At 72.0% G+C, this 22007-nt stretch carries 20 protein-coding genes; 5 read left to right on the forward strand and 15 right to left on the reverse strand.

The features are described 5' to 3' along the window. Window positions 1-21: 21 nt before the first annotated feature. The 3 genes from cmk to aroH form a co-directional block, all read right to left on the reverse strand. Window positions 22-708 carry a (d)CMP kinase gene (gene cmk, locus ACIPFH_RS31775; RefSeq protein WP_401831844.1) on the reverse strand — a complete coding sequence of 229 codons (687 nt, stop codon included), beginning with the start codon at window positions 706-708 and terminating at the stop codon, window positions 22-24. Window positions 709-906: 198 nt separating this feature from the next. Then, on the reverse strand, window positions 907-1992 hold the full coding sequence (locus ACIPFH_RS31780) for a prephenate dehydrogenase (RefSeq protein WP_401831847.1): 1086 nt from the start codon (window positions 1990-1992) through the stop codon (window positions 907-909). After that, window positions 1989-2351: a chorismate mutase gene (aroH, locus tag ACIPFH_RS31785; protein WP_356253651.1), complete on the reverse strand. Its 363-nt coding sequence runs from the start codon at window positions 2349-2351 to the stop codon at window positions 1989-1991. The genes ACIPFH_RS31780 and aroH overlap by 4 nt, the downstream gene beginning before the upstream one ends. A gap of 195 nt (window positions 2352-2546) precedes the next feature. Here aroH and ACIPFH_RS31790 point away from each other — a divergent pair, with 195 nt between their 5' ends. From ACIPFH_RS31790 to ACIPFH_RS31800, 3 genes are read left to right on the forward strand one after another with little or no spacing between them, the layout of a single operon-like run. Beyond that, window positions 2547-3218, forward strand: coding sequence for a hypothetical protein (locus ACIPFH_RS31790; protein WP_401831849.1), 672 nt, complete (start codon window positions 2547-2549; stop codon window positions 3216-3218). 22 nt (window positions 3219-3240) lie between these two features. Further along, window positions 3241-3819 (forward strand): DUF6529 family protein, encoded by a 579-nt coding sequence (locus tag ACIPFH_RS31795; protein ID WP_401831851.1) that lies wholly within the window; start codon window positions 3241-3243, stop codon window positions 3817-3819. Further along, window positions 3816-4235 carry a Rieske (2Fe-2S) protein gene (locus ACIPFH_RS31800; RefSeq protein ID WP_401831853.1) on the forward strand — a complete coding sequence of 140 codons (420 nt, stop codon included), beginning with the start codon at window positions 3816-3818 and terminating at the stop codon, window positions 4233-4235. The genes ACIPFH_RS31795 and ACIPFH_RS31800 overlap by 4 nt, the downstream gene beginning before the upstream one ends. A gap of 23 nt (window positions 4236-4258) precedes the next feature. On the opposite strand, the gene ACIPFH_RS31805 is transcribed toward ACIPFH_RS31800, so the two are convergent. The 11 genes from ACIPFH_RS31805 to ACIPFH_RS31855 all read right to left on the reverse strand — a co-directional run bounded on the left by ACIPFH_RS31805 (window position 4259) and on the right by ACIPFH_RS31855 (window position 17280). Further along, window positions 4259-5281, reverse strand: coding sequence for an ADP-ribosylglycohydrolase family protein (locus tag ACIPFH_RS31805; RefSeq protein WP_401831856.1), 1023 nt, complete (start codon window positions 5279-5281; stop codon window positions 4259-4261). Continuing rightward, window positions 5278-6006 carry an NUDIX hydrolase gene (locus ACIPFH_RS31810; RefSeq protein WP_401831858.1) on the reverse strand — a complete coding sequence of 243 codons (729 nt, stop codon included), beginning with the start codon at window positions 6004-6006 and terminating at the stop codon, window positions 5278-5280. The genes ACIPFH_RS31805 and ACIPFH_RS31810 overlap by 4 nt, the downstream gene beginning before the upstream one ends. Before the next feature lie 75 nt (window positions 6007-6081). Then, window positions 6082-7236: a pseudouridine synthase gene (locus tag ACIPFH_RS31815; RefSeq protein WP_401831860.1), complete on the reverse strand. Its 1155-nt coding sequence runs from the start codon at window positions 7234-7236 to the stop codon at window positions 6082-6084. Beyond that, window positions 7236-7808, reverse strand: a complete 573-nt coding sequence (gene scpB, locus ACIPFH_RS31820) for an SMC-Scp complex subunit ScpB (protein ID WP_401831925.1) — start codon at window positions 7806-7808, stop codon at window positions 7236-7238. The genes ACIPFH_RS31815 and scpB overlap by 1 nt, the downstream gene beginning before the upstream one ends. 53 nt (window positions 7809-7861) lie before the next feature. Then, on the reverse strand, window positions 7862-9139 hold the full coding sequence (locus ACIPFH_RS31825; RefSeq protein WP_401831861.1) for a segregation/condensation protein A: 1278 nt from the start codon (window positions 9137-9139) through the stop codon (window positions 7862-7864). 18 nt (window positions 9140-9157) lie between these two features. After that, complete coding sequence (locus ACIPFH_RS31830) at window positions 9158-9739, reverse strand: hypothetical protein (RefSeq protein ID WP_401831862.1); 582 nt, start codon at window positions 9737-9739, stop codon at window positions 9158-9160. Then, window positions 9724-10860 (reverse strand): ParA family protein, encoded by a 1137-nt coding sequence (locus ACIPFH_RS31835; RefSeq protein WP_356253624.1) that lies wholly within the window; start codon window positions 10858-10860, stop codon window positions 9724-9726. Before ACIPFH_RS31835 ends, ACIPFH_RS31830 begins: the two co-directional genes overlap by 16 nt. Window positions 10861-11273: 413 nt before the next feature. Then, window positions 11274-12398 carry an alanine dehydrogenase gene (gene ald / locus ACIPFH_RS31840; protein ID WP_356253621.1) on the reverse strand — a complete coding sequence of 375 codons (1125 nt, stop codon included), beginning with the start codon at window positions 12396-12398 and terminating at the stop codon, window positions 11274-11276. Between the two features lie 136 nt (window positions 12399-12534). Next, on the reverse strand, window positions 12535-14688 hold the full coding sequence (locus ACIPFH_RS31845; protein ID WP_401831866.1) for a tetratricopeptide repeat protein: 2154 nt from the start codon (window positions 14686-14688) through the stop codon (window positions 12535-12537). Window positions 14689-14896: 208 nt separating this feature from the next. Next, on the reverse strand, window positions 14897-15523 hold the full coding sequence (locus ACIPFH_RS31850) for an NUDIX domain-containing protein (RefSeq protein ID WP_401831868.1): 627 nt from the start codon (window positions 15521-15523) through the stop codon (window positions 14897-14899). Window positions 15524-15615: 92 nt separating this feature from the next. Beyond that, window positions 15616-17280 carry a CTP synthase gene (locus ACIPFH_RS31855; protein WP_356253612.1) on the reverse strand — a complete coding sequence of 555 codons (1665 nt, stop codon included), beginning with the start codon at window positions 17278-17280 and terminating at the stop codon, window positions 15616-15618. Between the two features lie 469 nt (window positions 17281-17749). On the opposite strand from ACIPFH_RS31855, the gene ACIPFH_RS31860 reads away from it, so the two are divergent. Both ACIPFH_RS31860 and ACIPFH_RS31865 read left to right on the forward strand, forming a co-directional pair. Continuing rightward, a complete protein-coding gene (locus ACIPFH_RS31860) occupies window positions 17750-19552 on the forward strand; it encodes a glycoside hydrolase family 15 protein (protein WP_355705094.1) in 1803 nt (600 codons plus the stop codon). Between the two features lie 67 nt (window positions 19553-19619). Then, complete coding sequence (locus tag ACIPFH_RS31865) at window positions 19620-21002, forward strand: FAD-binding protein (RefSeq protein WP_401831869.1); 1383 nt, start codon at window positions 19620-19622, stop codon at window positions 21000-21002. On the opposite strand, the gene ACIPFH_RS31870 is transcribed toward ACIPFH_RS31865, so the two are convergent. Next, entirely contained in the window at window positions 20989-21999 is a 1011-nt protein-coding gene (locus tag ACIPFH_RS31870; protein ID WP_401831870.1) for an LLM class F420-dependent oxidoreductase, read from the reverse strand. The genes ACIPFH_RS31865 and ACIPFH_RS31870 overlap by 14 nt on opposite strands. Window positions 22000-22007 lie beyond the last annotated feature (8 nt).

Raw genomic sequence — 22007 nt, forward strand, 5'->3', positions numbered from 1 at the left:
CGGAGGGCGCGGGCACTGGAGTCACTTCGCGGCCCGCTTCTCCTCGACGAGGGTGACGACACACTCGATGACCTGGGTCAGCGTCAGCTCGGTGGTGTCCACCTCGACGGCGTCGTCCGCCTTGGCGAGCGGGGAGGTCTTGCGGGAGGAGTCGGCCGCGTCCCGCTTGATCAGCGCCTCGCGGGTGGTGTGGACGTCCGCGCCCTTCAGCTCGCCGCTGCGCCGGGCGGCACGGGCCTCCGCGGACGCGGTGAGGAAGACCTTCAGGTCGGCGTCGGGCAGCACGGTCGTACCGATGTCACGCCCCTCGACGACTATCCCCTGCTCGGCGGAAGCCGCCAGCGAGCGCTGGAGCTCGGTGATCCGGGCCCGCACCTCCGGTACGGCGCTCACGGCGCTGACCTTGGAGGTGACCTCCTGGGTGCGGATCGGTCCGGCCACGTCGGTGCCGTCGACCGTGATCGCCGGGTCGGCCGGGTCGGTGCCGGAGACGATCTCCGGCTTGCCCGCGACGGCGGCGATCGCCGAGGGGTCCTCGATGTCGATCCCGTTGTTCACCATCCACCACGTGATCGCCCGGTACTGGGCGCCGGTGTCCAGGTAGCTCAGCCCGAGCTGGGCGGCCACGGCCTTGGACGTGCTCGACTTGCCCGTGCCCGAAGGGCCGTCGATGGCGACAATCACGGGCTGGGCGGCGCCGTTTTCCACGGGAGGACACCTTCCTGGTGCGAGGCGGTGGATGTGCGGGGCGCGACCGCGCCCCGCACAAGGTTACCGGGCACAGGTCACTCGTCCGGCCGCACGTCGGCTCCCGCTCGACGCCGGTCGGCATCATCCGGCCCGCCCGGCGTGCGAGAGCGAGGCCCCTTCGGGGCCGAGAGCGAGGCCCGGGGGCGCCGGCCCCAGCTACTGACGGATGGCCCAGCCCTTCTCCCGCAACGCCGAGGACAACACCACGGCGGACTTCGGCTCGACCATCAGCTGCACCAGGCCCGCCTGCTGCCCCGTCGCGTGCTCGATGCGTACGTCCTCGATGTTGACGCCCGCCTGTCCGGCGTCGGCGAAGATACGGGCCAGCTGCCCGGGCTGGTCGTCGATGAGCACCGCCACCACCTCGTACGCCCGCGGAGCGGCCCCGTGCTTGCCGGGGACGCGGACCTGACCCGCGTTGCCGCGGCGCAGCACGTCCTGGATGCCGCCGACGCCCGCACGGCGCTTGTCGTCGTCGGAGGACTGGAGGGAGCGCAGGGCGCGGACCGTCTCCTCCAGGTCGGCGGCGACATCGGTGAGCAGGTCGGCGACCGGGCCCGGGTTCGCGGACAGGATGTCGATCCACATGCCGGGGTCGGAGGCGGCGATCCGGGTGACGTCCCGGATGCCCTGCCCGCACAGCCGGACGGCGGCCTCCTCGGCGTGCTCCAGACGCGCCGCGACCAGGCTGGAGACCAGGTGGGGCATGTGGGAGACCAGCGCCACCGCGCGGTCGTGGGCGTCCGCGTCCATGACGACCGGAACGGCACGGCAGTGCGAGACCAGCTCCAGGGCGAGGTTCAGCACCTCGGTGTCGGTGTCCCTGGTCGGTGTCAGCACCCAGGGGCGGCCCTCGAACAGGTCACCGGTCGCGGCCAGCGGGCCCGACTTCTCCCGGCCGGACATGGGGTGGCTGCCGATGTACGCCGACAGGTCGAGGCCGAGCGCCTGAAGCTCGCGGCGCGGCCCGCCCTTCACGCTGGCCACGTCGAGGTAGCCGCGGGCCACGCCCCGGCGCATCGCGTCGGCGAGCACACCGGCCACATGGGCGGGCGGAGCGGCGATGATCGCGAGGTCGACCGGGCCCTCGGGTTCCTCGTCGGTGCCGGCGCCGAGTGCCGCCGCCGTACGGGCCTGCCCGGGGTCGTGGTCGGCGAGGTGGACGACGACCCCCCGCTGGGCGAGGGCCAGGGCGGCGGACGTGCCGATCAGCCCGGTTCCGATGACGAGCGCGGTCCTCACTGCGCGATGTCCCTGCGCAGGGCGGCCGCCGCACCGAGGTAGACGTGGCTGATGTCGGCGCGCGCCTTGTCGGACTCGACGTGCGCGAGGATGCGGACGACCCGCGGCATGGCGCCCGCGATGTCGAGTTCCTGGGCGCAGATCAGCGGCACGTCGACGATGCCGAGCTTGCGGGCCGCGGCCGCCGGGAAGTCGCTGTGCAGGTCCGGTGTGGCCGTGAACCAGATGCTGATCAGGTCGTCGGCGCTGAGCGAGTTGCGCTCCAGGACGGCGGTGAGCAGGGCCCCGACCTGCTCGTCCATGTGGCCCGCCTCGTCCCGCTCGAGTTGGACGGCTCCCCGGACCGCTCGTACCGCCACGGCGCTGCTCCTTGCTCACGTACTCATGTACCGACTACGGCTCCTGACGCAGCCAGCCTAGTCAGCCCGCGCCGGTCCGGTGCGCGCCGCCCGCGTGCCGAGACGGGTACGCCCCCGTACGCCCTTTACGGCGCGTGCGGGCTGCGCTCTGATGGCACTCTGACGGCAGGACACCCGCATCGGGGAAGGCCCGACATGAAGCGTCCAGGACCCCTGCTCACCCTTCTCGCGGGACTGGTGCTCGGCCTGTTCCTGCTGACGCTCAACGCGACCACGGGGACGAAGACCGCGTCGTCCTCGTACGAGGAGAAGTCACCGAGCCCGGCCCCCGTCCGGAGCACCCCCTCGGGGCCCACCCCCTCCCGCTCCCCCTCCCCCACCCGTGCTCCGGCCCCCGACGCCGACTACGCCGGCCGCACGGACGACGACGCGGCGGCGATCGCCGTCTCGGTCCAGGACGGCAAGGCCGTCGCGTACTACTGCGACGGCCGCACCGAGGAGTCCTGGCTCAAGGGCGACGTCGGGGACGACGGCACGCTGCGGCTCACCGGCGAGCACGGCGCGAAACTGGACGGCACGCTCGAGGGAAGCCGAGAGCACGGGAGGATCGACGGCGCGGTCACCGTGGGCGGCGGGCGCCACGCGTTCTCGGCGGACCGGGCGAAGAAGCCGTCCGGGCTGTGGCGGGCGACGGCCACCGTGCGCTCGGCGAAGATCGACGGCGGCTGGATCGTGCTGAAGGACGGCACCCAGGTCGGCATCGTCACCCGTGACGGCGAGCCCTCCCCCGCGCCCCGCATCGACCCGAAGACCGGCGCGGTGACGGTCGACGGGCAGCAGCTCACGGCCCGCCCCGCGACCCCCTGACCCCTTCGAGCAGGGAGCCACCATGACCGTCGACCCGAACGCCGCCACGCAGGGATTCCCCGGGCCCGCACGGCGCGGCCCGCAGCCCGCCCGCTACCTGGTGCCGGCGCTCGTCGCCGCCGCGGTGGCGCTCGCCCTGGGCGCGTACGGCAAGGTCCACGACCCGGCCGGGACGGCCTTCAACCTGGCGGGCTTCAGCAGTACGGGCGCGGTCAAGTCATGGCTGGCCACGGCCGCGATGTTCTTCGCGCTGGTCCAGCTCGCCTCGGCGCTGATGCTGTACGGAAGGCTGCCGGGGCCCGCCTGGTCCGGCACACTGCACCGCTGGTCCGGTCGCACGGCCTTTCTGATCGCGGTCCCGGTTGCGGTGCACTGCCTGTACGCGCTTGGCTGGCAGACATACGAAACGCGCGTTATGTGGCACTCCCTCCTGGGTTGCTTCTTCTTCGGCGCATTCAGTGCCAAGATGCTGCTGCTGCGTTCGGAGCGACTCCCGGGATGGCTGCTGCCGATCGTGGGCGGGCTCGTCTTCGCCGTGCTCACGATCATCTGGCTGACCTCGGCCCTCTGGTTCTTCCGCACCTTCGGAGTGACGACATGACCCACCCCGCGACACGGCGCACGGTTCTCCTGGCGACGGGCGGCGCGGCAGCAGCGCTCGCCACGGGCTGTGGAGAGTACGGCAACGAGAACGACTCCTCCTCCCAGCAGTCCTCGAACGCCTCCGCCGGCCAGGAACTGGCGAAGACCACCGACATCCCCGTCGGCGGCGGCAAGATCTTCGCGGAGGAGAAGGTCGTCGTCACGCAGCCGACGAAGGACGACTTCAAGGCGTTCTCCGCGGTCTGCACCCACCAGGGCTGCACCGTCGGCAGCGTCGCCGACGGCATCATCCACTGCCCCTGCCACAAGAGCGAGTTCCGCATCGCCGACGGCTCGGTGGCCGGCGGCCCGGCCACGAAGCCGCTGCCCGCGGAGCAGATCACGGTCGAGGCCGGCTCGATCAAGCTGGCCTGAGCCCCCGGCAGGTCAGGCGCGGCTCACTGGTCCCAGAGCGCCCCGAGCGTCACCAGCTCCCCCTGGTACTCGATCCGGTCCGCCCACGCCCTCGGCCAGGCGTCGGCCCCGGCGAAGGCGCCCGCGAAGGCGCCCGTCAGACAGGCGATGGAGTCGGAGTCCCCGGACGAGCAGGCGGCCCGGCGCAGCGCGGTCACCGGTTCGTCGGGGAAGAGCAGGAAGCACAGCAGGCCGGTGGCCATGGCCTCCTCGGCGATCCACCCCGCCCCGGTGGCCAGGCACGGGTCGCTCTCGGGCGCGGGGTCGCGCAGGGCCTCCTGAAGGCGCTCCAGCACGCCCAGGCACTCGTCCCAGCCGCGCTCGATGAAGTGCTCCGGAGTGGGGTCCTGGCTGCGGGTCCACAGGTCGCCGAGCCAGCGGTGGTGGTAGCGGGAGCGGTTGTCGACGGCGTACGCCCGCAGGAGCCCGATCAGGGCCGTCGGCTCGGCGCCCTGGGTGAGCAGCCGTACGGCGTGGGCGGTGAGGTCGGAGGCGGCGAGCGCGGTGGGGTGTCCGTGGGTGAGGGCGGACTGGAGCTGGGCGGCGCCGGCACGCTGCTCCTCGCTGAGCCCGGGGGCGAGGCCGACGGGAGCGACGCGCATGTTGGCGCCACAGCCCTTGGAGCCGATCTGGCTGGCGTCCCGCCAGTCACGGTTGTCGTCCTCGAGCAGGTTGCAGGCGGTCAGGCAGGTCCGCCCCGGGGCCCGGTTGTTGTCCGGCGACCGGTACCAGTCCACGAACTCCGCGCGCAGAGGGCGGGCCAGTGCCGTCGGCACGAGCAGCCCCCGGTCCATCGCGGTCCGCATGGCGCGCCCGAGCGCGAGGGTCATCTGGGTGTCGTCGGAGACGAAGGCGCGCTGCGGCAGTTCCATCCGCCGCCAGGGGCCGCACTTGGCGAGGATCGACGGAATGTCGTTGAACTCGGTCGGAAACCCGAGCGCGTCCCCCAGCGCGAGTCCCAGCAGGGACCCGGTGGCGCGCTTCCTGACGGTGGTCGTGGTGGTCATGCGGATCGTCCTTCCCGGGGCGGTCGCAGCAGGGGCGGGTGGAGCGCGGTGGCGGTGCCCGCGCGGTAGAGCGCGGCGGGCTTGCCGCGGCCGCCGGTCAGGCGTACGGCGCCGGGCACGGGTTCGACGAAACCCGGGCCGGCCAGCACCTTGCGACGGAAGTTGGGGCGGTCGAGCTCCGTCCCCCATACCGTCTCGTAGACCTGCTGGAGCTCCCCGAGCGTGAACTCGGGCGGGCAGAAGGCCGTGGCGAGGCAGGTGTACTCGAATTTGGCCCCGACCCGTTCGTGGGCGTCGGCCAGGATCCGGTCGTGGTCGAAGGCGAGCGGCTCCACGTCGTCGTACGGCAACCAGCCCGCCCGGGCCGCGTCGCCGCCGCCCATCGGCTCGGGGGCGTTGGGCAGCAGGGCGGCGAAGGCGACGGACACGACCCGCATCCGGGGGTCGCGGCCGGGTTCGCTGTAGGTGCGCAGCTGCTCCAGGTGCAGCCCGGAGACGTCCTTCAGGCCGGTCTCCTCGGCCAGTTCGCGCCGGGCGGCCGTCTCGGCGGACTCGTCCGGGCGCACGAAGCCCCCGGGCAGCGCCCACCGGCCGGCGTACGGCTCCTGGCCCCGCTCGACGAGCAGCGCGTGCAGGGCGCCGGCCCGGACCGTCAGGACGGCGAGGTCGACGGTGACGGCGAAGGGTTCGTGGGCGTACTTGTCGTAACCCGGCACGACGAACACCCCCTTCTTTAATAGTCACTACGACTATAAAAAGGGGGTGCCGTCACGCACAAGTGCTGGGAGCCTCAGGAGTGCTTAAAGGTCGACTTCCTTCATCAGCATCCCGACCTCCGTGTTGGACAGCCGTCGCAGCCAGCCCGACTTCTGGTCGCCCAGGGTGATCGGGCCGAAGGCGACGCGCACCAGCTTGTCGACCGGGAAGCCGGCCTCCGCCAGCATCCGGCGCACGATGTGCTTGCGGCCCTCGTGCAGGGTCACCTCGACCAGGTAGTTCTTGCCGGTCTGCTCGACGACCCGGAAGTGGTCCGCCTTCGCGTACCCGTCCTCCAGCTGGATGCCGTCCTTCAGACGCTTGCCCAGGTCACGCGGGATGGGACCCACGATGTGCGCGAGGTAGACCTTCTTCACGCCGTACTTGGGGTGGGTCAGCCGGTGCGCCAGCTCGCCGTGGTTGGTGAGCAGGATGACGCCCTCGGTCTCGGTGTCGAGCCGCCCGACGTGGAACAGCCGCGTCTCACGGTTGGTCACGTAGTCGCCGAGGCACTGACGGCCCTCGGTGTCCTCCATCGTGGAGACGACGCCGGCCGGCTTGTTCAGCGAGAAGAACTGGTAGGACTGCGTGGCGACCGTCAGGCCGTCGACCTTGACCTCGTCGTGCTCCGGGTCGACCCGCTTGCCCTGCTCCAGGACGATCTCGCCGTTGACCTCGACCCGCGCCTGCTCGATCAGCTCCTCGCAGGCGCGCCGGGAGCCGTAGCCCGCGCGCGCGAGGACCTTCTGGAGCCGCTCGCCCTCCTGCTCGGCGCCCGGGAAGGTCTTGGGCAGCTTGACTTCCTTCTTGCCCGCGTACCGGTCCCGGTTGCGCTCCTCGGCCCGCGTCTCGTACTCGCGGGAGCGCGCGGGCTCGGTGCGTCCGCCGCGCTGCTGCCCCTGCTTGGGGCCGCCCTTGGCGCCGCCGCGGGCCGCGCCGCCCCGCCCGGCCTTCGGGCCCTCGTGGGTGGCGCCGGGGCCCACGTCGTAGCGGCGCTCCTCGGGACGGGGCTTGCCCGGACGCTTCGGCCTGTCGTCACGGCCCGCGCCCGTCGCCCTGTCGTCGCGGCCTCCGGCGCCGCCCCTCGACCGGTCGTCACGGCCTCCCGAGCCGCCCCTCGGCTGGGAAGCGCCCCCACCGGCGCCCCGGGGCTTGCCGCGCCCGTTGTTCCTGCCACTGCCGCTGCCACTGCTTCGCATCAAAGTTCCGTCGTCGTCGTGTCGTCTGCATCTGCGTCCGGTGCGTCCGGATCGAACGACGGGACCCCTTCCAGCATCTCGGCCTCGATCGCCTCCGCCTCGGGGAGAAAGGGCGCGAGCTCCGGGAGCTCGTCCAGACCGCGCAGGCCCATCCGCTCCAGAAAGTAGTTCGTCGTCACGTACAGGATCGCACCTGTTTCGGGTTCCGCGCCCGCCTCCTCGACCAGACCGCGCTGGAGCAGGGTGCGCATCACGCCGTCGCAGTTCACTCCGCGCACCGCGGAGACCCTGCTGCGGCTGACCGGCTGGCGGTACGCGACGACCGCCAGGGTCTCCAGCGCCGCCTGGGTGAGCCGGGCCTGCTGGCCGTCCAGCACGAAGCCCTCGACGGCCGCCGCGTACTCGGGCCTGCTGTAGAACCGCCAGCCGCCGGCGATGAGCCTGAGCTCGAAGCCGCGCCCCTGCACGGTGTACTCGTCCGCCAGCTCGCGCAGGGCGTCCGCGATCCTGCGCCGGGGCCGCTGGAGGATCTTCGCGAGGTGCTCCTCGGTCACGGGCTCGTCGACGACCATCAGGACGGCCTCCAGGGCCGGCTTGAGGTCGAGTGCGGCGACGCTCTCCTCGGTCACGTCTTCGTCTCCTTGTCGGGCTCCTCGGGCGGCCGGTCGAACTCGTCCGTGACCATCGGCCGCGCCTCCCGGTCCCCGCCGGTCCAGCGCACCAGCAGCTCACCGAGCGCGGTCTCCTGGTCGAGCGCGACGGCCTTCTCCCGGTACAGCTCGAGCAGCGCGAGGAAACGGGCCACGACGGTGAGGGTGTCCTCGGTGTCCTCGACCAGCGTCCGGAAGCTGGCCTCGCCGAGCTCCCTGAGCCGCGCGACGACGATCCCGGCCTGCTCCTGCACGCTCACCAGCGGGGCGTGGATGTGGTCGACGTACACCTGCGGCTTGGCCCTGGGCTGCATGGCCTTGACCGCGAGCCTCGCGAACCCCTGCGCGCCGATGCTGATGACGACCTCGGGCAGCAGTTCCGCGTGATGCGGTTCCAGACCGACGGTACGGGGGTAGCGACGGGCCTCGCTCTCCAGCCGCTGCGTGAAGATGTCGGCGACCCGCTTGTAGGCCCGGTACTGGAGCAGCCGGGCGAACAGCAGGTCCCTGGCCTCGAGCAGCGCCAGGTCGGCCTCGTCCTCGACCTCCGCGGCGGGCAGCAGCCGGGCCGCCTTGAGATCGAGCAGCGTGGCGGCCACGACCAGGAACTCGGTCGTCTGGTCCAGGTCCCAGTCGGGGCCCATCGCCCGGATGTGCGCCATGAACTCGTCGGTGACCTTCGACAGCGCGACCTCGGTGACGTCCAGCTTGTGCTTGGAGATCAGCTGGAGCAGCAGGTCGAAGGGCCCCTCGAAGTTGGCGAGGCGCACCTTGAAGACGCCGTCGGGCGTCTCCTGGGGTGCGGAAGCCGACGCCGACACGACGGCCCCCGGCCCGGCCTCGCGCACGACGGCCTTGCGCCCAACGGCCTCGGGCGCGACGGCCTCGGGCGCGACCGGTTCAGGGATGAGCGGTTCAGGTGCGACCGGTTCAGCTGCGACCGGCTCCGGGACGCCGGGCCCCGGGTCGAACGACTCCGGGACGACGGGCTCGGCGCCGACGAGTTCCGTCGCGGCCGGATCCGGTGCGAGCGGTTCCGGCGCCGGCGCTTCAGGGACTGCGGGTTCCGTCGCGACCGGTTCCGGGACGACGGGCTCGGCGCCGACGGGTTCCGGCACGGACGCCGGTTCCGGCACGACGGCCTCGGACTCCGGCTCGGCGGGGACCGGCGCCGTCCCTGGCCCCCGCCCCAGCGCACGCCGACGGCCGGCTGCTGCGCCGGGGCCGGGGACGGGCGCTTCGTTCGAGGTCATGGCCCTCGCAGGCTACCGCTACCGCCCGCGAAGTCGTCGTACGAGGATGCTGGCGTCCCCGCGGCTCTCCAGGTCGGCGAGGACCACGGCGACCGCCTCGCGGACGATGCGCCCCCGGTCCACGGCCAGCCCGTGCTCACCACGGAGCACCAGCCGGGCGTGCTCCAAGTCCATGAGCTCCTCGGCGGAGACATAGACGGTGATCTTCTCGTCGTGCCGCTCCCGGCCGCTGGGCCTGCGGGCCGCCTGCCGTGCGCGCTTGCGCGCCTGGCTGTCGGCCGCGGAGGCAGAACCTTCCTGCGGGCCCTGACGGCGCTCGGAGCGTTCCCCGGCGGTGCCCCGGATGCGGGACTCCCCGGCGTCGGTCCGACCCGCGTCGGCCGCCACGTGCTCGGCGCCCTCGCCGTCACCGCCCTGCACGGGCACGGCCTGCGGCGCGTCCTCCGCGCCGCCGGCCGCCACCCCGTCGCTCTCTCCGGCCGGCGCGGGCACCCGGGCCTCGCCGTTGGCGGAACGCCGGGGCGCGGACGGCTGAAGCGCCATTCCCCCTGTCGTACGGAAGAGTTCGTCGGCCCCCGGCAGACTCACTCGGCGGGACACCGGGCGAGCACCTCCCTGGCGAGCTGACGGTAGGCGGCGGCGCCGACGGAGTTGGAGGCGTACGTGGTGATCGGCTCACCGGCGACCGTGGTCTCCGGGAAGCGGACCGTGCGCCCGATGACCGTGTGGTAGACGTGGTCGTCGAAGGCCTCGACCACCCGTGCGAGCACCTCGCGGCTGTGCACGGTGCGCGAGTCGTACATCGTGGCGAGGATGCCGTCGAGTTCCAGCTCCGGGTTGAGCCGTTCCTGGACCTTCTCGATGGTCTCGGTCAGCAATGCCACACCCCGGAGGGCGAAGAACTCGCATTCCAGCGGCACTATCACCTTGTGAGCGGCCGTCAGGGCGTTCACGGTGAGCAGGCCGAGCGAGGGCTGGCAGTCGATGACGATGTAGTCGTAGTCGTCCATCAGCGGCTTGAGCGCACGCTGGAGCGTGGACTCGCGCGCGACCTCGGAGACCAACTGCACCTCGGCGGCCGACAGGTCGATGTTGCTGGGCAGCAGGTCCATGTTCGGGACCGCCGTCTTGAGGAGCACCTCGTCCGCCGCCATGCCCCGCTCCATGAGCAGGTTGTAGACGGTGAGGTCGAGCTCCATCGGATTGACACCGAGACCGACCGACAGCGCGCCCTGCGGGTCGAAGTCCACGAGCAGCACGCGCCGGCCGTACTCCGCGAGCGCGGCACCCAGGTTGATGGTCGACGTCGTCTTGCCCACGCCGCCCTTCTGGTTGCACATCGCGATGATCGTCGCGGGGCCGTGCTGGGTCAGCGGGCCCGGGATCGGGAAGTACGGCAGCGGGCGTCCGGTCGGACCGACGCGCTCACGGCGCTGTCGGGCCGCGTCGGGCGCGAGCGTGGCCGCGTATTCCGGGTCCGGCTCGTACTCGGCATCGGGGTCGTAGAAGTGCCCTTCGGGCAGTTCGTCGTAGTCGGCGAAGTGGTTGTGGGGCGCGCCACTTCCGTCGCCGGCCATGGCGTTCACGTAATGGCCATCCATGCTCTGGTGTGCTGACAGAGCCATATGGGGGCTGCGCTGGCTCTGGTGGGCTGCGAAGGTTCGGACAGCGACGGAGCCGACAGCCTCGAGCCCCGCGGAGACCTGGGCCCGCGTCGGCATTCCTGGTTGACCACCCCCGGGAGCAAATGTCGACTCATTCACAAGTCGTCTTACCTCCTTGGTGACCAGGAAACTTCTAGACAAGGTCAGCGTGGCACCATGCCGACGGTTGGCGACTCTATGGCGTGTCGGGTGTCCGCAGCAACACAATCCGCCGGACCCGGCCCGATGTGTCGGCAATGAAACATCCCGCTGTCAAGGGCGTACGGCCGTCGCACGGCAGGTTCCGCCGGTGTACGAATCGGTCGAAGCGTTACGTTCGAGGCGAGTTGGCCGAGAGTCGCAAAGTGACCATACACACATCCGGCCGGACCTTGTCGTGCAAGGTCCGGCCGGGTGCGCGGGGTTGACGACCGTGTTGACGTATCGCCTTTTCCCCTGGGTCACTTGGCCGATCGGGTCGGCCCGACGACTCAGCCGAGCAGGGAGTCCAGCTCCACGTGCTCCAGGCCGTGCGCCTCCGCGACCTCGCGGTAAACGACCTTGCCGTCATGGGTGTTGAGGCCCTTGGCCAGTGCCGGATCGCGGCGCAGTGCCTCCACCCAGCCCTTGTCGGCGAGTTCGACGATGTAGGGCAGCGTGGCGTTGGTGAGCGCGTAGGTCGAGGTGTTGGGGACCGCGCCGGGCATGTTGGCGACGCAGTAGAAGACCGACTCGTGGACCGGGAAGGTCGGCTCTGCGTGGGTGGTCGGGCGGGAGTCCTCGAAGCAGCCGCCCTGGTCGATCGCGATGTCGACAAGGACACTTCCCGGCTTCATCCGGGACACCAGCTCGTTGGTGACCAGCTTGGGGGCCTTGGCGCCCGGGATGAGGACGGCGCCGATGACGAGGTCGGCCTCGAGGCAGGCCTTCTCCAGTTCGAAGGTGTTGGAGACGACCGTCTGGATCTTCGTACCGAAGATCTTGTCGGCCTCCTTGAGCTTGTTGATGTCGCGGTCGAGCAGCGTCACGTGGAAGCCCATGCCGACGGCGATCTGCGCCGCGTTCCAGCCGGAGACACCGCCGCCGATGACGACCGCCTTGGCGGCCAGCACGCCCGGCACTCCGCCGGGCAGCACCCCGCGACCGCCGTTGGCGCGCATCAGGTGATAGGCGCCGACCTGGGGGGCCAGCCGGCCCGCGACCTCGGACATCGGGGCGAGCAGCGGCAGCGCGCGGCTCGGCAGCTCGACGGTCTCGTAGGCGATCGCCGTGGTGCCGGACCCGACGAGGGCGTCCGTGCACTCCTTGGACGCGGCGAGGTGCAGGTAGGTGAAGAGCGTCTGGTCCTTGCGGAGGCGGTGGTACTCCTCGGCGATCGGCTCCTTGACCTTCAGCAGCAGGTCGGCCGTGGCCCACACCTCGTCGGCGGTCCCGAGGATCCGTGCGCCGGCGGCCACGTACTCCTCGTCCCTGATGGACGAGCCGAGACCGGCGTTGCGTTCGACGACGACCTGGTGGCCGTGGCGCACCAGTTCGTGCACACCGGCGGGGGTGATGGCCACCCGGAACTCGTTGTTCTTGACCTCGCGGGGGATGCCGACCTTCACGTGGATCACGGTCCTTGGCTCAGAGGGTGTGGGGGTACAGCAAAGACATTCCCGGAGGTACAGGGCACACCGGGACGCACCGCAGGAGAACGTGCGGCAGAGCCAGTCTAATGAAGGTGTTCCCGCTGTCTAGCCTTTCATTGCATCAATCTCCAGCGGATGTACTACGGATTTCGCAGGTGTTAGCGCGGTGTTCCAGGTGATCGGGCTGTTCCGGCACCGAATTCGGCCCCGAATCTGGCTCCGCCTCCACCTCCGGCTCTGACTCCGACTCCGACTCCGGCTGCGGCCCCGGCTGCGGCTCGCGGTCCGGGAGCCTCTCTTCCAGGATGCGCTCGGCCGCGCCCCGGTGCAGACCGGCCGCCGCCGGGTCGCCCAGGCGCTCCAGGGTGTCGGCCAGCCTGAGCTGCACGGCGGCCTCGAGACGCGTGTCCTCCGCGCGCCGGGCCCACTCCACCGCTTCCTGGCAGGTGCGCAGCGCCTCCTCGGGGCGTCCCGCGTACTCCTGCACCCGGGCCAGCTCGCTCAACGCCCGTGCGTGCGCGCCGACATCGCCGTTCTTGCGGTGCCCCGCGGCCGCGGCCCGCCAGGCCCGCTGTGCCTCGCCGTAGCGGCCCGCGTAGGTGTGCGCGGTGGCGATGCGGCCGTAGACGCGGGCGGCGTCCGCGCGCTCGTCGCGGGCCAGGCGCTGGGCGAGGGCCCGTCCGAACCAGTCGGCGGCCCGGTCGTAGTCCTCGAGCTCGAGATGCGCGCCGCCTACGGATTCCATCGCGCGGCCGATCGCGTACGGGTCGTTCGCCTCGCGTCCGGCGTCCAGCGCGGCCCGGTAGCGCACCAGGGCCTCCGCCGTGCGGCCGGTCCTGGCGTCGACGTCGGCGAGGTTCAGCAGGGCGGCGGCCCGCTCGCGGGGCAGGTTCCGGCGCTCGGCCACGTCCAGGACGAGCTGGTGCACGCCGTACAGGTCGGGCGCCGCCGCCTGGGTGCCGAAGTGCGCGACCATCGCCCTGACCAGCTGGGACATCAGTCGGCGGGCCAGGGTGTCCAGCTCCCCGTCGGCGACCGCGAGGCGGGCCGAGGCGAGCAGGGCGGGCCGACGGACGCGCAGCCACTCGGCGGCCGCGCGCGGGGTGGGGAAGCGCAGGGCGCCGGGCATGCCCTGGAGCTTCTCTCGGGCCTGGGGGTTGTCGGTCTCGGTGATGGCCCGGCAGGACTGGAGCAGCCGTACCGTCCGCTCCAGCATGCGGGCGCGCGCCAGATGGAGCTCGGCCGGGCGGTCGTGGGTCTCGGCGGCGGCGCGCAGCAGGGGGTACAGGCAGCCGGGGACCTCGTACTGGGGCGGCTCGGAGTCCACGGGCCGCAGCAGACCCAGGGCGGTGAGGTCGTCGAGGGTGGTGCGGGCGGCGCCCAGCGAGCAGCCGGCGAGCGCGGAGGCGGTGTGCGGGTCCGCGAGGCCCGCCGGGGCGAGGCAGAGCAGTCGCAGTGTCCGGGCCGCGGGGGCGGGCAGCGCGGCGTGCACGAGCCGGAAGACCCGGCTGAGCGGGGTGCCCTCGTCGCCCTCCGCGTGGAGTTGCTTGGCGAGGTCGGCGACGGCCGCCTTGGGACGGGCGGCGAGCCAGCCGCCGGCCAGGTTGAGCGCGGCGGGCTGGCCCTGGCAGGCCTCCACGAGGTTCTCGGCGGAGCGCGGGTCGACGGTGATGCGGACCGAGCCGGTGTACCGGGTCAGCAGTTCGAGGGCGGACTTGGTGTCCAGGCCGCCCAGGGTGCAGGGGCGGACATCCGCGATGCCGGTGAGCGGTCCGGCGGAGACGGCGACGAGAAGGCACTGGGGGGCGTCCGGGAGCAGGGCGTCGACCTGTTCGGCACCGGCCGCGTCGTCGAGCAGGAGCAGCACACGGCGCTTCGCGAGGGCCTGGCGCAGGAGGGCCGCGAGGTCGTCCTCGTCGGCGCCGGGCGGTGTCGGCACGTCGAGCGCGGTGAGCAGTTCACGGGCGGCGCGCTCGACCGGCACGGGCGTGCCGTCGGGCTCGGCGAGACGGGCGCGCAGGACCCCGTCCGGGTAGCGGTCCGCGACCTGCCGGACGAGCTCCTCGGCGAGCGCCGTACGCCCGGAGCCGGGCCGGCCGGCGATGAGGAGGACGCGGGCGCGGGGTGCTTTCCGCCCGGAGATGGTGTCCAGCCCGGCGCGCTCGATGTCGGCGCGCAGTTCTTTCAACTCCCGGGTACGGCCCAGGAAATGGCCCTGTGTCGCAGCGTGTCCCGACAGCTGCACGCCGCCTGTGTCCACTGCCTGGTCCGTCACGGGCCACACTCCCGTCCCACCGCACGCGCAAGCCCGCCGGGACTCCGGATCGGGCGATTCCTGAGCCTAGTTCACGCTCTGCGACGTTCCCGGAGGAGCACGGCGGGCACCGCCGGGACATCCCCCGATCGGATCAGCCGATCGTCAGACCGGACGGGGGCGGGGCGGGGTCGGGAGGGCGACTCCGCACGAGTGGGGGTCGGGGGTGTCACGCCTCGAACGGACGGGCCGGCCAAGGCGCCTCCGCCGGGCGCAGCGCGTCGAGCCCGTCGCCGGTGCGCGCGGCGACCAGGGCGAGGACTCCCACGACGAGGCAGTTGCTGTGCACGTCGCCCGCGAGCACGCCCCGGACGAGCTCGTCGACCGGCACCCGCGCGTGCTCCATGTCGGCCTCCTCGTCCTCCACCTCGAAGCGCTCCCCGTCCGCCTCGGACAGGTCGCGGGCCAGGAAGACGCGCACCGACTCGTCGCAGCCGCCCGCGGTCGGGTAGACGTCGGTCAGGACCCGCCAGTCCTCGGCCTTGACGTGCGCCTCCTCGTACAGCTCGCGCTGGGCGGCGTGCAGCGGGTTCTCGCCGGGCACGTCGAGCAGACCGGCCGGGATCTCCCACAGCTTCTGCCGCACGGGGTGGCGGTACTGCTTGATGAGCAGGACACGGCCGTCGCCGTCGAGGGCGAGGACGGCGACGGACCCCGGGTGGACCTGGTAGTCCCGGCGGACCACCGAGCCGTCGGGCATGACCACCTCGTCCGTGCGGACGGAGGTCTTGTTGCCGACGAAGGGCGTCTCACTGGAGCGGATCTCCCACGCCTCGGCGGTGTCCTTGATCGTCATGCCATGCGTCCTTCCACGTGCCACGTGCGCAAACGAAAACCGGGGTACCCACCCTTGAAGGTTTGCACCCCGGCCACCGTACAACTGGTGTGTTACTTCGAACTCTGCCCCGCCTCGACGGTCCGCTGCACCGCCGCCTTCACCAGGCCGGCGAACAGCGGGTGCGGACGCGTGGGCCGCGAGCGCAGCTCGGGATGGGCCTGCGTGGCCACCAGGTAGGGGTGGACGTCCCGCGGGTACTCGACGTACTCGACGAGCTTGCCGTCCGGCGAGGTGCCGGAGAACAGGATGCCCGCCCTCTTCTCGAGCTCGGCCCGGTAGGCGTTGTTCACCTCGTAGCGGTGACGGTGCCGCTCCTCGACGTACTCCTTGCCGTCGTACACCTCACGGACGATGGACCCCTCGGCCAGCTTGGCCGGGTACATGCCCAGGCGCATCGTTCCGCCCATGTCGCCGTCGCCGGCCACGATGTCGAGCTGCTCGGCCATGGTGGAGATCACCGGGTGGGCGGTGGCCGGGTCGAACTCGGTGGAGTTGGCGTCCCCGATGTCGGCCAGGTTGCGCGCCGCCTCGATCACGATGCACTGCAGGCCCAGGCACAGGCCGAGCAGCGGGATCCGGTTCTCGCGGGCGTAGCGGATCGCGCCGACCTTGCCGAGCACACCGCGGTCGCCGAAGCCGCCCGGGATGCAGATCCCGTCGACGTCCTCGAGCTGCGCCTTGGCGCCGGCCGGGGTCTTGCAGTCGTCCGACGTGACCCACTTGATCTTCACGCGGGCCTTGTTGGCGAAGCCGCCGGCCCGCAGCGCCTCGGTGACCGAGAGGTACGCGTCGGGCAGGTCGATGTACTTGCCGACCAGGGCGAGGGTGATCTCGTGGTCGGGGTTGTGGACGCGGTCGAGCAGGTCGTCCCAGGTCGTCCAGTCCACGTCACGGAACGGCAGGTCCAGCTTGCGGACGACGTAGGCGTCCAGGCCCTCCCCGTGCACCGTCTTCGGGATGTCGTAGATCGAGCGGGCGTCGGGGCAGGCCACGACCGCGTCCTCGTCGACGTCGCACATCAGCGAGATCTTGCGCTTGATCGCGGCAGGCACCTCGCGGTCGGAACGCAGGACGATCGCGTCCGGCTGGATGCCGATGTTCCGGAGCGCCGCGACCGAGTGCTGGGTCGGCTTGGTCTTCAGCTCACCCGAGGGGCCGATGTACGGCAGGAGCGAGATGTGCACCACGAAGACGTTGTCCCGGCCGACCTCGTGCCGGACCTGGCGGACGGTCTCGAGGAACGGCAGCGACTCGATGTCGCCGACCGTGCCGCCGACCTCGGTGATCACGACGTCGACCTCGTCCGTCGCCATACGGCGGATGCGGTGCTTGATCTCGTTGGTGATGTGCGGGATGACCTGGACGGTGTCCCCCAGGTACTCACCGCGCCGCTCCTTGGCGATGACCGTGTTGTAGACCTGCCCTGTAGTGACATTGGCGGAGCCGTCCAAGTCACGGTCAAGGAAGCGCTCGTAGTGTCCGATGTCCAGGTCGGTCTCGGCCCCGTCGTTGGTGACGAACACCTCACCGTGTTGGAAGGGGTTCATCGTGCCCGGGTCGACGTTCAGATACGGGTCGAGCTTCTGCATCACGACCCGCAGACCCCGCGCCTTCAGCAGCATGCCGAGGCTGGAGGCGGTCAGACCCTTGCCGAGCGAGGAGGCGACACCCCCGGTGACGAAGATGTGCTTGGTCGTCGTGGATTTGGGCGTCATGGCCAAGAGGGGGCTCCCGTGGTCGCGATTTGGGGGTGCGGTTCGGGGGCTTCGAGACCACCGGTCCACGGGCTACCAGGGTATCAGCGCCTCAGGGAGATGGCTTCCGGCCACGCTCCGCGCACGGGTCGACACGGGCGGCGCTCCCGCACCGGTTTCCCACCGGTTGCTCACCCGTTCGGCCCACCCGCGTCGCCGGGAGCGGCACGCAGATCATCTACGTGCGTCGTATCCTGCTCGGACACTCGCTGCCGAGCCCGGTCGGCAAGACGGCACACCCCCGCCCGTACCCCCACCGGAACAACCAGAGCTCGTCAGTTCGTTGAACATGAATCAGCGTTTTGCCTATATGGCTGAGCGGCTGCTTTGCTTCAGCGCTCAACGACGCATTACAAACGACCCCTTGACCGCACTAGCGACAGCCCCCGTTCCTGATGGGGGCGACGTGGCCGTTCGACTGGAGTTGCACGTGGCCGGGCGCATCGAAGACTACGCACTCATCGGAGACATGCAGACCGCCGCATTGGTCTGCCGGGACGGCACAGTCGACTGGCTGTGCCTGCCCCGCTTCGACTCGCACGCGATCTTCGCAGGTCTGCTCGGCACCGAGGAACACGGCTTCTGGCGCCTCGGCCCCGCGCACGCCTCCGACGCGCCTCCGCCGCGCGCGGCCCGGCGCACCTACCGGGGCGACTCGCTCATCCTGGAGTCCGAGTGGGACACCCCGCGCGGCACGGTCCGGGTGACCGATTTCATGCCCCCTCGCGACGGGGCGCCCCAGCTGATCCGGATCGTCGAGGGCGTCTCGGGCCGCGTCCCGATGCGCTCCGCGCTGCGGATGCGGTTCTCCTACGGCCGGGTCGTGCCGTGGGTGCACAAGCACGAGGGCCGCACGGTGGCCGTCGCGGGCCCCGACTCCGTGTGGTTCGACACCGAGTGCGAGACCTACGGCAAGTCGCTGACCACGTACGCGGACTTCACGGTCGCGCCGGGTGACCGGATCGCGTTCACGATCTCGTGGGAGCCCTCGCACAAGCAGCCGCCACCGCTGCCCGAGCCCGAGCAGTCGCTCCAGGCGACCGAGGACTTCTGGCGCGAGTGGGTCGAGCACTGTACGTACCACGGCCCCTACCGCGAGGCCGTGATCCGCTCGCTGATCACGCTCAAGGCGCTGACCTACGGTCCGACCGGCGGCATCGTCGCCGCGCCGACCACGTCCCTGCCCGAGGACATCGGCGGCGTCCGCAACTGGGACTACCGCTACACCTGGCTGCGCGACGCGGCCATCACGCTGTCCTCGCTGCTGCGCACCGGCTACCGCGAGGAGGCCCGTGCCTGGCGCGAGTGGCTGCTGCGGGCCGTCGCCGGCGACCCCGAGAACCTGCAGATCATGTACGGGATCGCGGGCGAGCGCGAGCTGGGCGAGGCCGAGCTCGACTGGCTGCCCGGCTACGAGAACTCCGGCCCGGTCAGGGTCGGCAACGGCGCCGCGCACCAGCTCCAGCTGGACGTGTACGGCGAGGTCACCGAGGCCCTGCACCTCGGCCACATGACGGGCCTGGCCCGCAACGACTACGCCTCCCTGCTCCAGCTCAAGCTGATCCGCTACCTGGAGCAGCACTGGGACGAGCCGGACGAGGGCATCTGGGAGGTGCGCGGCCCGCGCCGGCACTTCGTGCACTCCAAGGTCATGGCCTGGGTCGCGGTCGACCGGACGATCAAGCTGATCGAGTCCGGCGACGCGGACGGCCCGCTGGAGAAGTGGCGCGAGCTGCGCGACGACATCCACCGGGACGTGTGCGAAAAGGGCTACGACAAGGAACGCAACACCTTCACGCAGTCCTACGGCTCGAAGGAGCTGGACGCGTCCCTGCTGCTCATCCCGCAGATGGGCTTCCTGCCCCCGGACGACAAGCGGGTGATCGGCACCATCGAGGCGATCCAGCGCGAGCTGTCCACCCCGGACGGCTTCATCCTGCGCTACCCGACCTCGGGCGGCGACGAGGGCGTCGACGGCCTGCCGGGTGACGAGGGCGCCTTCCTGGCCTGCTCGTTCTGGATGGCGGACGACCTCGCGATGATCGGCCGGGTGGACGAGGCCCGCAAGCTGTTCGAGAAACTGCTTTCCCTGCGCAACGACCTCGGCCTGCTCGCCGAGGAGTGGGACCCGCGCCTGCAGCGCCAGGTCGGCAACTTCCCGCAGGCGTTCAGCCACGTCCCGCTGATCGACACGGCCCTGCGCCTGACGGCGTCGGGGGCGTACGGCGGCTGAACAGGACCGGCGCGGCCCGCCCGCCTAGGCTGGGAGCCAACAGCCCCTTTCCGGAAGGGGGCGCCTCATGGCCTCCCCATCGAAGGCGGGCGCGGCCCTCGCCGCGCTCCGCGAGGATCTGGTCGGCGACGCGTTCGCCCCGGGAGATCCCGGCTACGACGAGGCCCGGACGGTCTTCAACGCGATGATCGACCGCCGTCCGGCCGTGATCGCCCAGTGCGTGGACGAGTCCGACGTGGTGCGCTCGGTGCGCTTCGCCCGTGACCTCGACCTGCCCGTCGCGGTGCGCGGCGGCGGCCACAGCGTCGCCGGCATGGCCCTGGGCGACGGGGCCGTGGTGGTGGACCTGCGTCATATGCGCGCGGTCACCGTCGATCCGGCCGCCGAGGCCGTACGCGTCGCGGGCGGGGCCACGATGAGCGACCTGGACCGCGCCTGTCAGCCCCACGGCCTGGCCACGACCGGCGGACGGGCCTCCACCACCGGCGTCGGCGGCTTCGTCCTCGGCGGGGGCACCGGCTGGCTGGACCGCCGGTGCGGGCTGGCCGTCGACAACCTGCTCGGCGTGGAGCTCGTCACCGCGGAGGGCCGGCAGGTCCACGCGAGCGCCGACGACAACCCGGACCTGTTCTGGGCGCTGCACGGCGGCGGCGGCAACTTCGGCATCGCCACCGCGCTCACCCTGAAGCTGCACGAGCTGCCCACGTTCTCCATCGCGCTGCTGTTCTACCTCCCGGAGTTCGGCCCGGAGGTCACCCGCACCTACCGGGACGTGATCACGGCCGGCCCGGACGAGGCGAGCGGCGCGGTGATCTACCTCACGGGCCCGCCCGAGGAGTTCGTCCCGCCGCACCTGGTCGGGTCGCTGTTGTGCGGAGTGCTGCTGACGTACGCCGGCGCCGAGGCGGACATGCGCAAGCTCGCCGAACCGCTGCTGGCGCTGCCGCACGAGGCGGAGGTCGTCGGGGCGATGCCCTACGCCGACGTCCAGTGCATGATCGACGATCCGCCCGGGATGCGGAACTACTGGTCGGCGGAGTACCTGACCGGCGCCCCGGACGACTTCGTGGACGTGTACTGCGCCCGTGGCCGGGCCATGCCCGTGCCGACCGGCACGATGCACGCGCTGTTCCCGCAGGGCGGCGCCATCGGCACCGGCCCGCACGAGTACCCCGTGCCCTACCGCGACGCACCGTGGGGCGTGCACCCCTTCGGGCTGTGGGCGGACCCGGCGGACGACGAGCGGTGCGTCCAGTGGGTCAGGGACGTCCGCGCCGACGTACAGCCGTGGAGCACCGGCGCGGTCTACCTCAACTTCATCGGCGACGAGGGCGCCGACCGGGTCGTGGCGGGCGTCGGCGAGGCGAACGCCCGTCGGCTCGGCGACGTGAAGCGGTGGTACGACCCCGACAACGTGTTCCGCTTCAACCACAACATCAGGCCTGCCTGAGAACCGACGGCCCGGGTCGTCCGCCCGGCTCGAGCCCCGCCGTCGCCGCCAGCGCCGTCAGCGTCCGCTCCCCCGCCGGATCGGCGGCCGTCGCCGGGACGAGGGCGATCTCGTCGAGCCCCGCCTCGGCGTAGGCGTCGATCCGGGCGCGCACGGTGTCCAGCGTGCCGACCAGGCCGACGGTGGCGGCGGCCGCCGCCGGCAGGGACCGGACCAGGGCGGCGCGGTCGGCGCCGGCCGCGGCGAGCTCGACGGCCTCGCGGAAACCGGCTTCGGCGAACACCTCGCGATACCCCGGCACGGTCAGGTACCCGGCGATGCTGCCCAGTACCTGGGTGAGCGACTCGGGCGCCGGGTCGACGGCCGCGGGCAGCCAGGCGGCGAGCGTGGGCGGCGTACGGCCCGCCCGACCGGCCGCCGCGTCCAGCTTGGCGCGCAGCTCACGGACCTGCTCCGGGGAGACGACGTCGAGCAGCATCCGGTCGGCGTGCGCGGCGGCCGCGGCGATCGCGCGGTCCCCGAACGCGGCCACCGTGAGCGGGCCGCCCGGCGGCGGGAGCCGACGCAGGAAGGTGCTGCCGGGCACGACCGGCTCACCGGGAGCCCCGTGCAGCAGGGCGCGCACGGCCGCCGCGGTCTCGGTGAGGACGGCGGCGGGACGCACCCGGGGCCGCTCGTGCACGCCCTCCACGACGCGTTTGCTCGAGGTGCCCAGCGCCACGCCGACCGCCCGTCCGCCGGTGACCGCGGCAACCGACGCGGCGCCCCTGGCGAGGGTGTACGGGTCACGCACGGACACCGGGACCGGCCCCGCCGTCAGCGCGGCCCGTTCGGTGACCCGGCCGAACGCCGCGGCGAGGACGAAGGCGTCCCAGGTCGGCCCTTCGCCGGCCCACACCTCCCGGTAGCCGAGCCGGTCGGCGAGCGCCGCGACCCGCAGCGGCTCGTCGACCGGGCTGTCGTCCTCACGCGCCACCGCAACCACACTGAAGTCCATGGGCCGCC

Source organism: Streptomyces sp. NPDC088157, assembly GCF_044741545.1.
Taxonomy (GTDB): domain Bacteria; phylum Actinomycetota; class Actinomycetes; order Streptomycetales; family Streptomycetaceae; genus Streptomyces.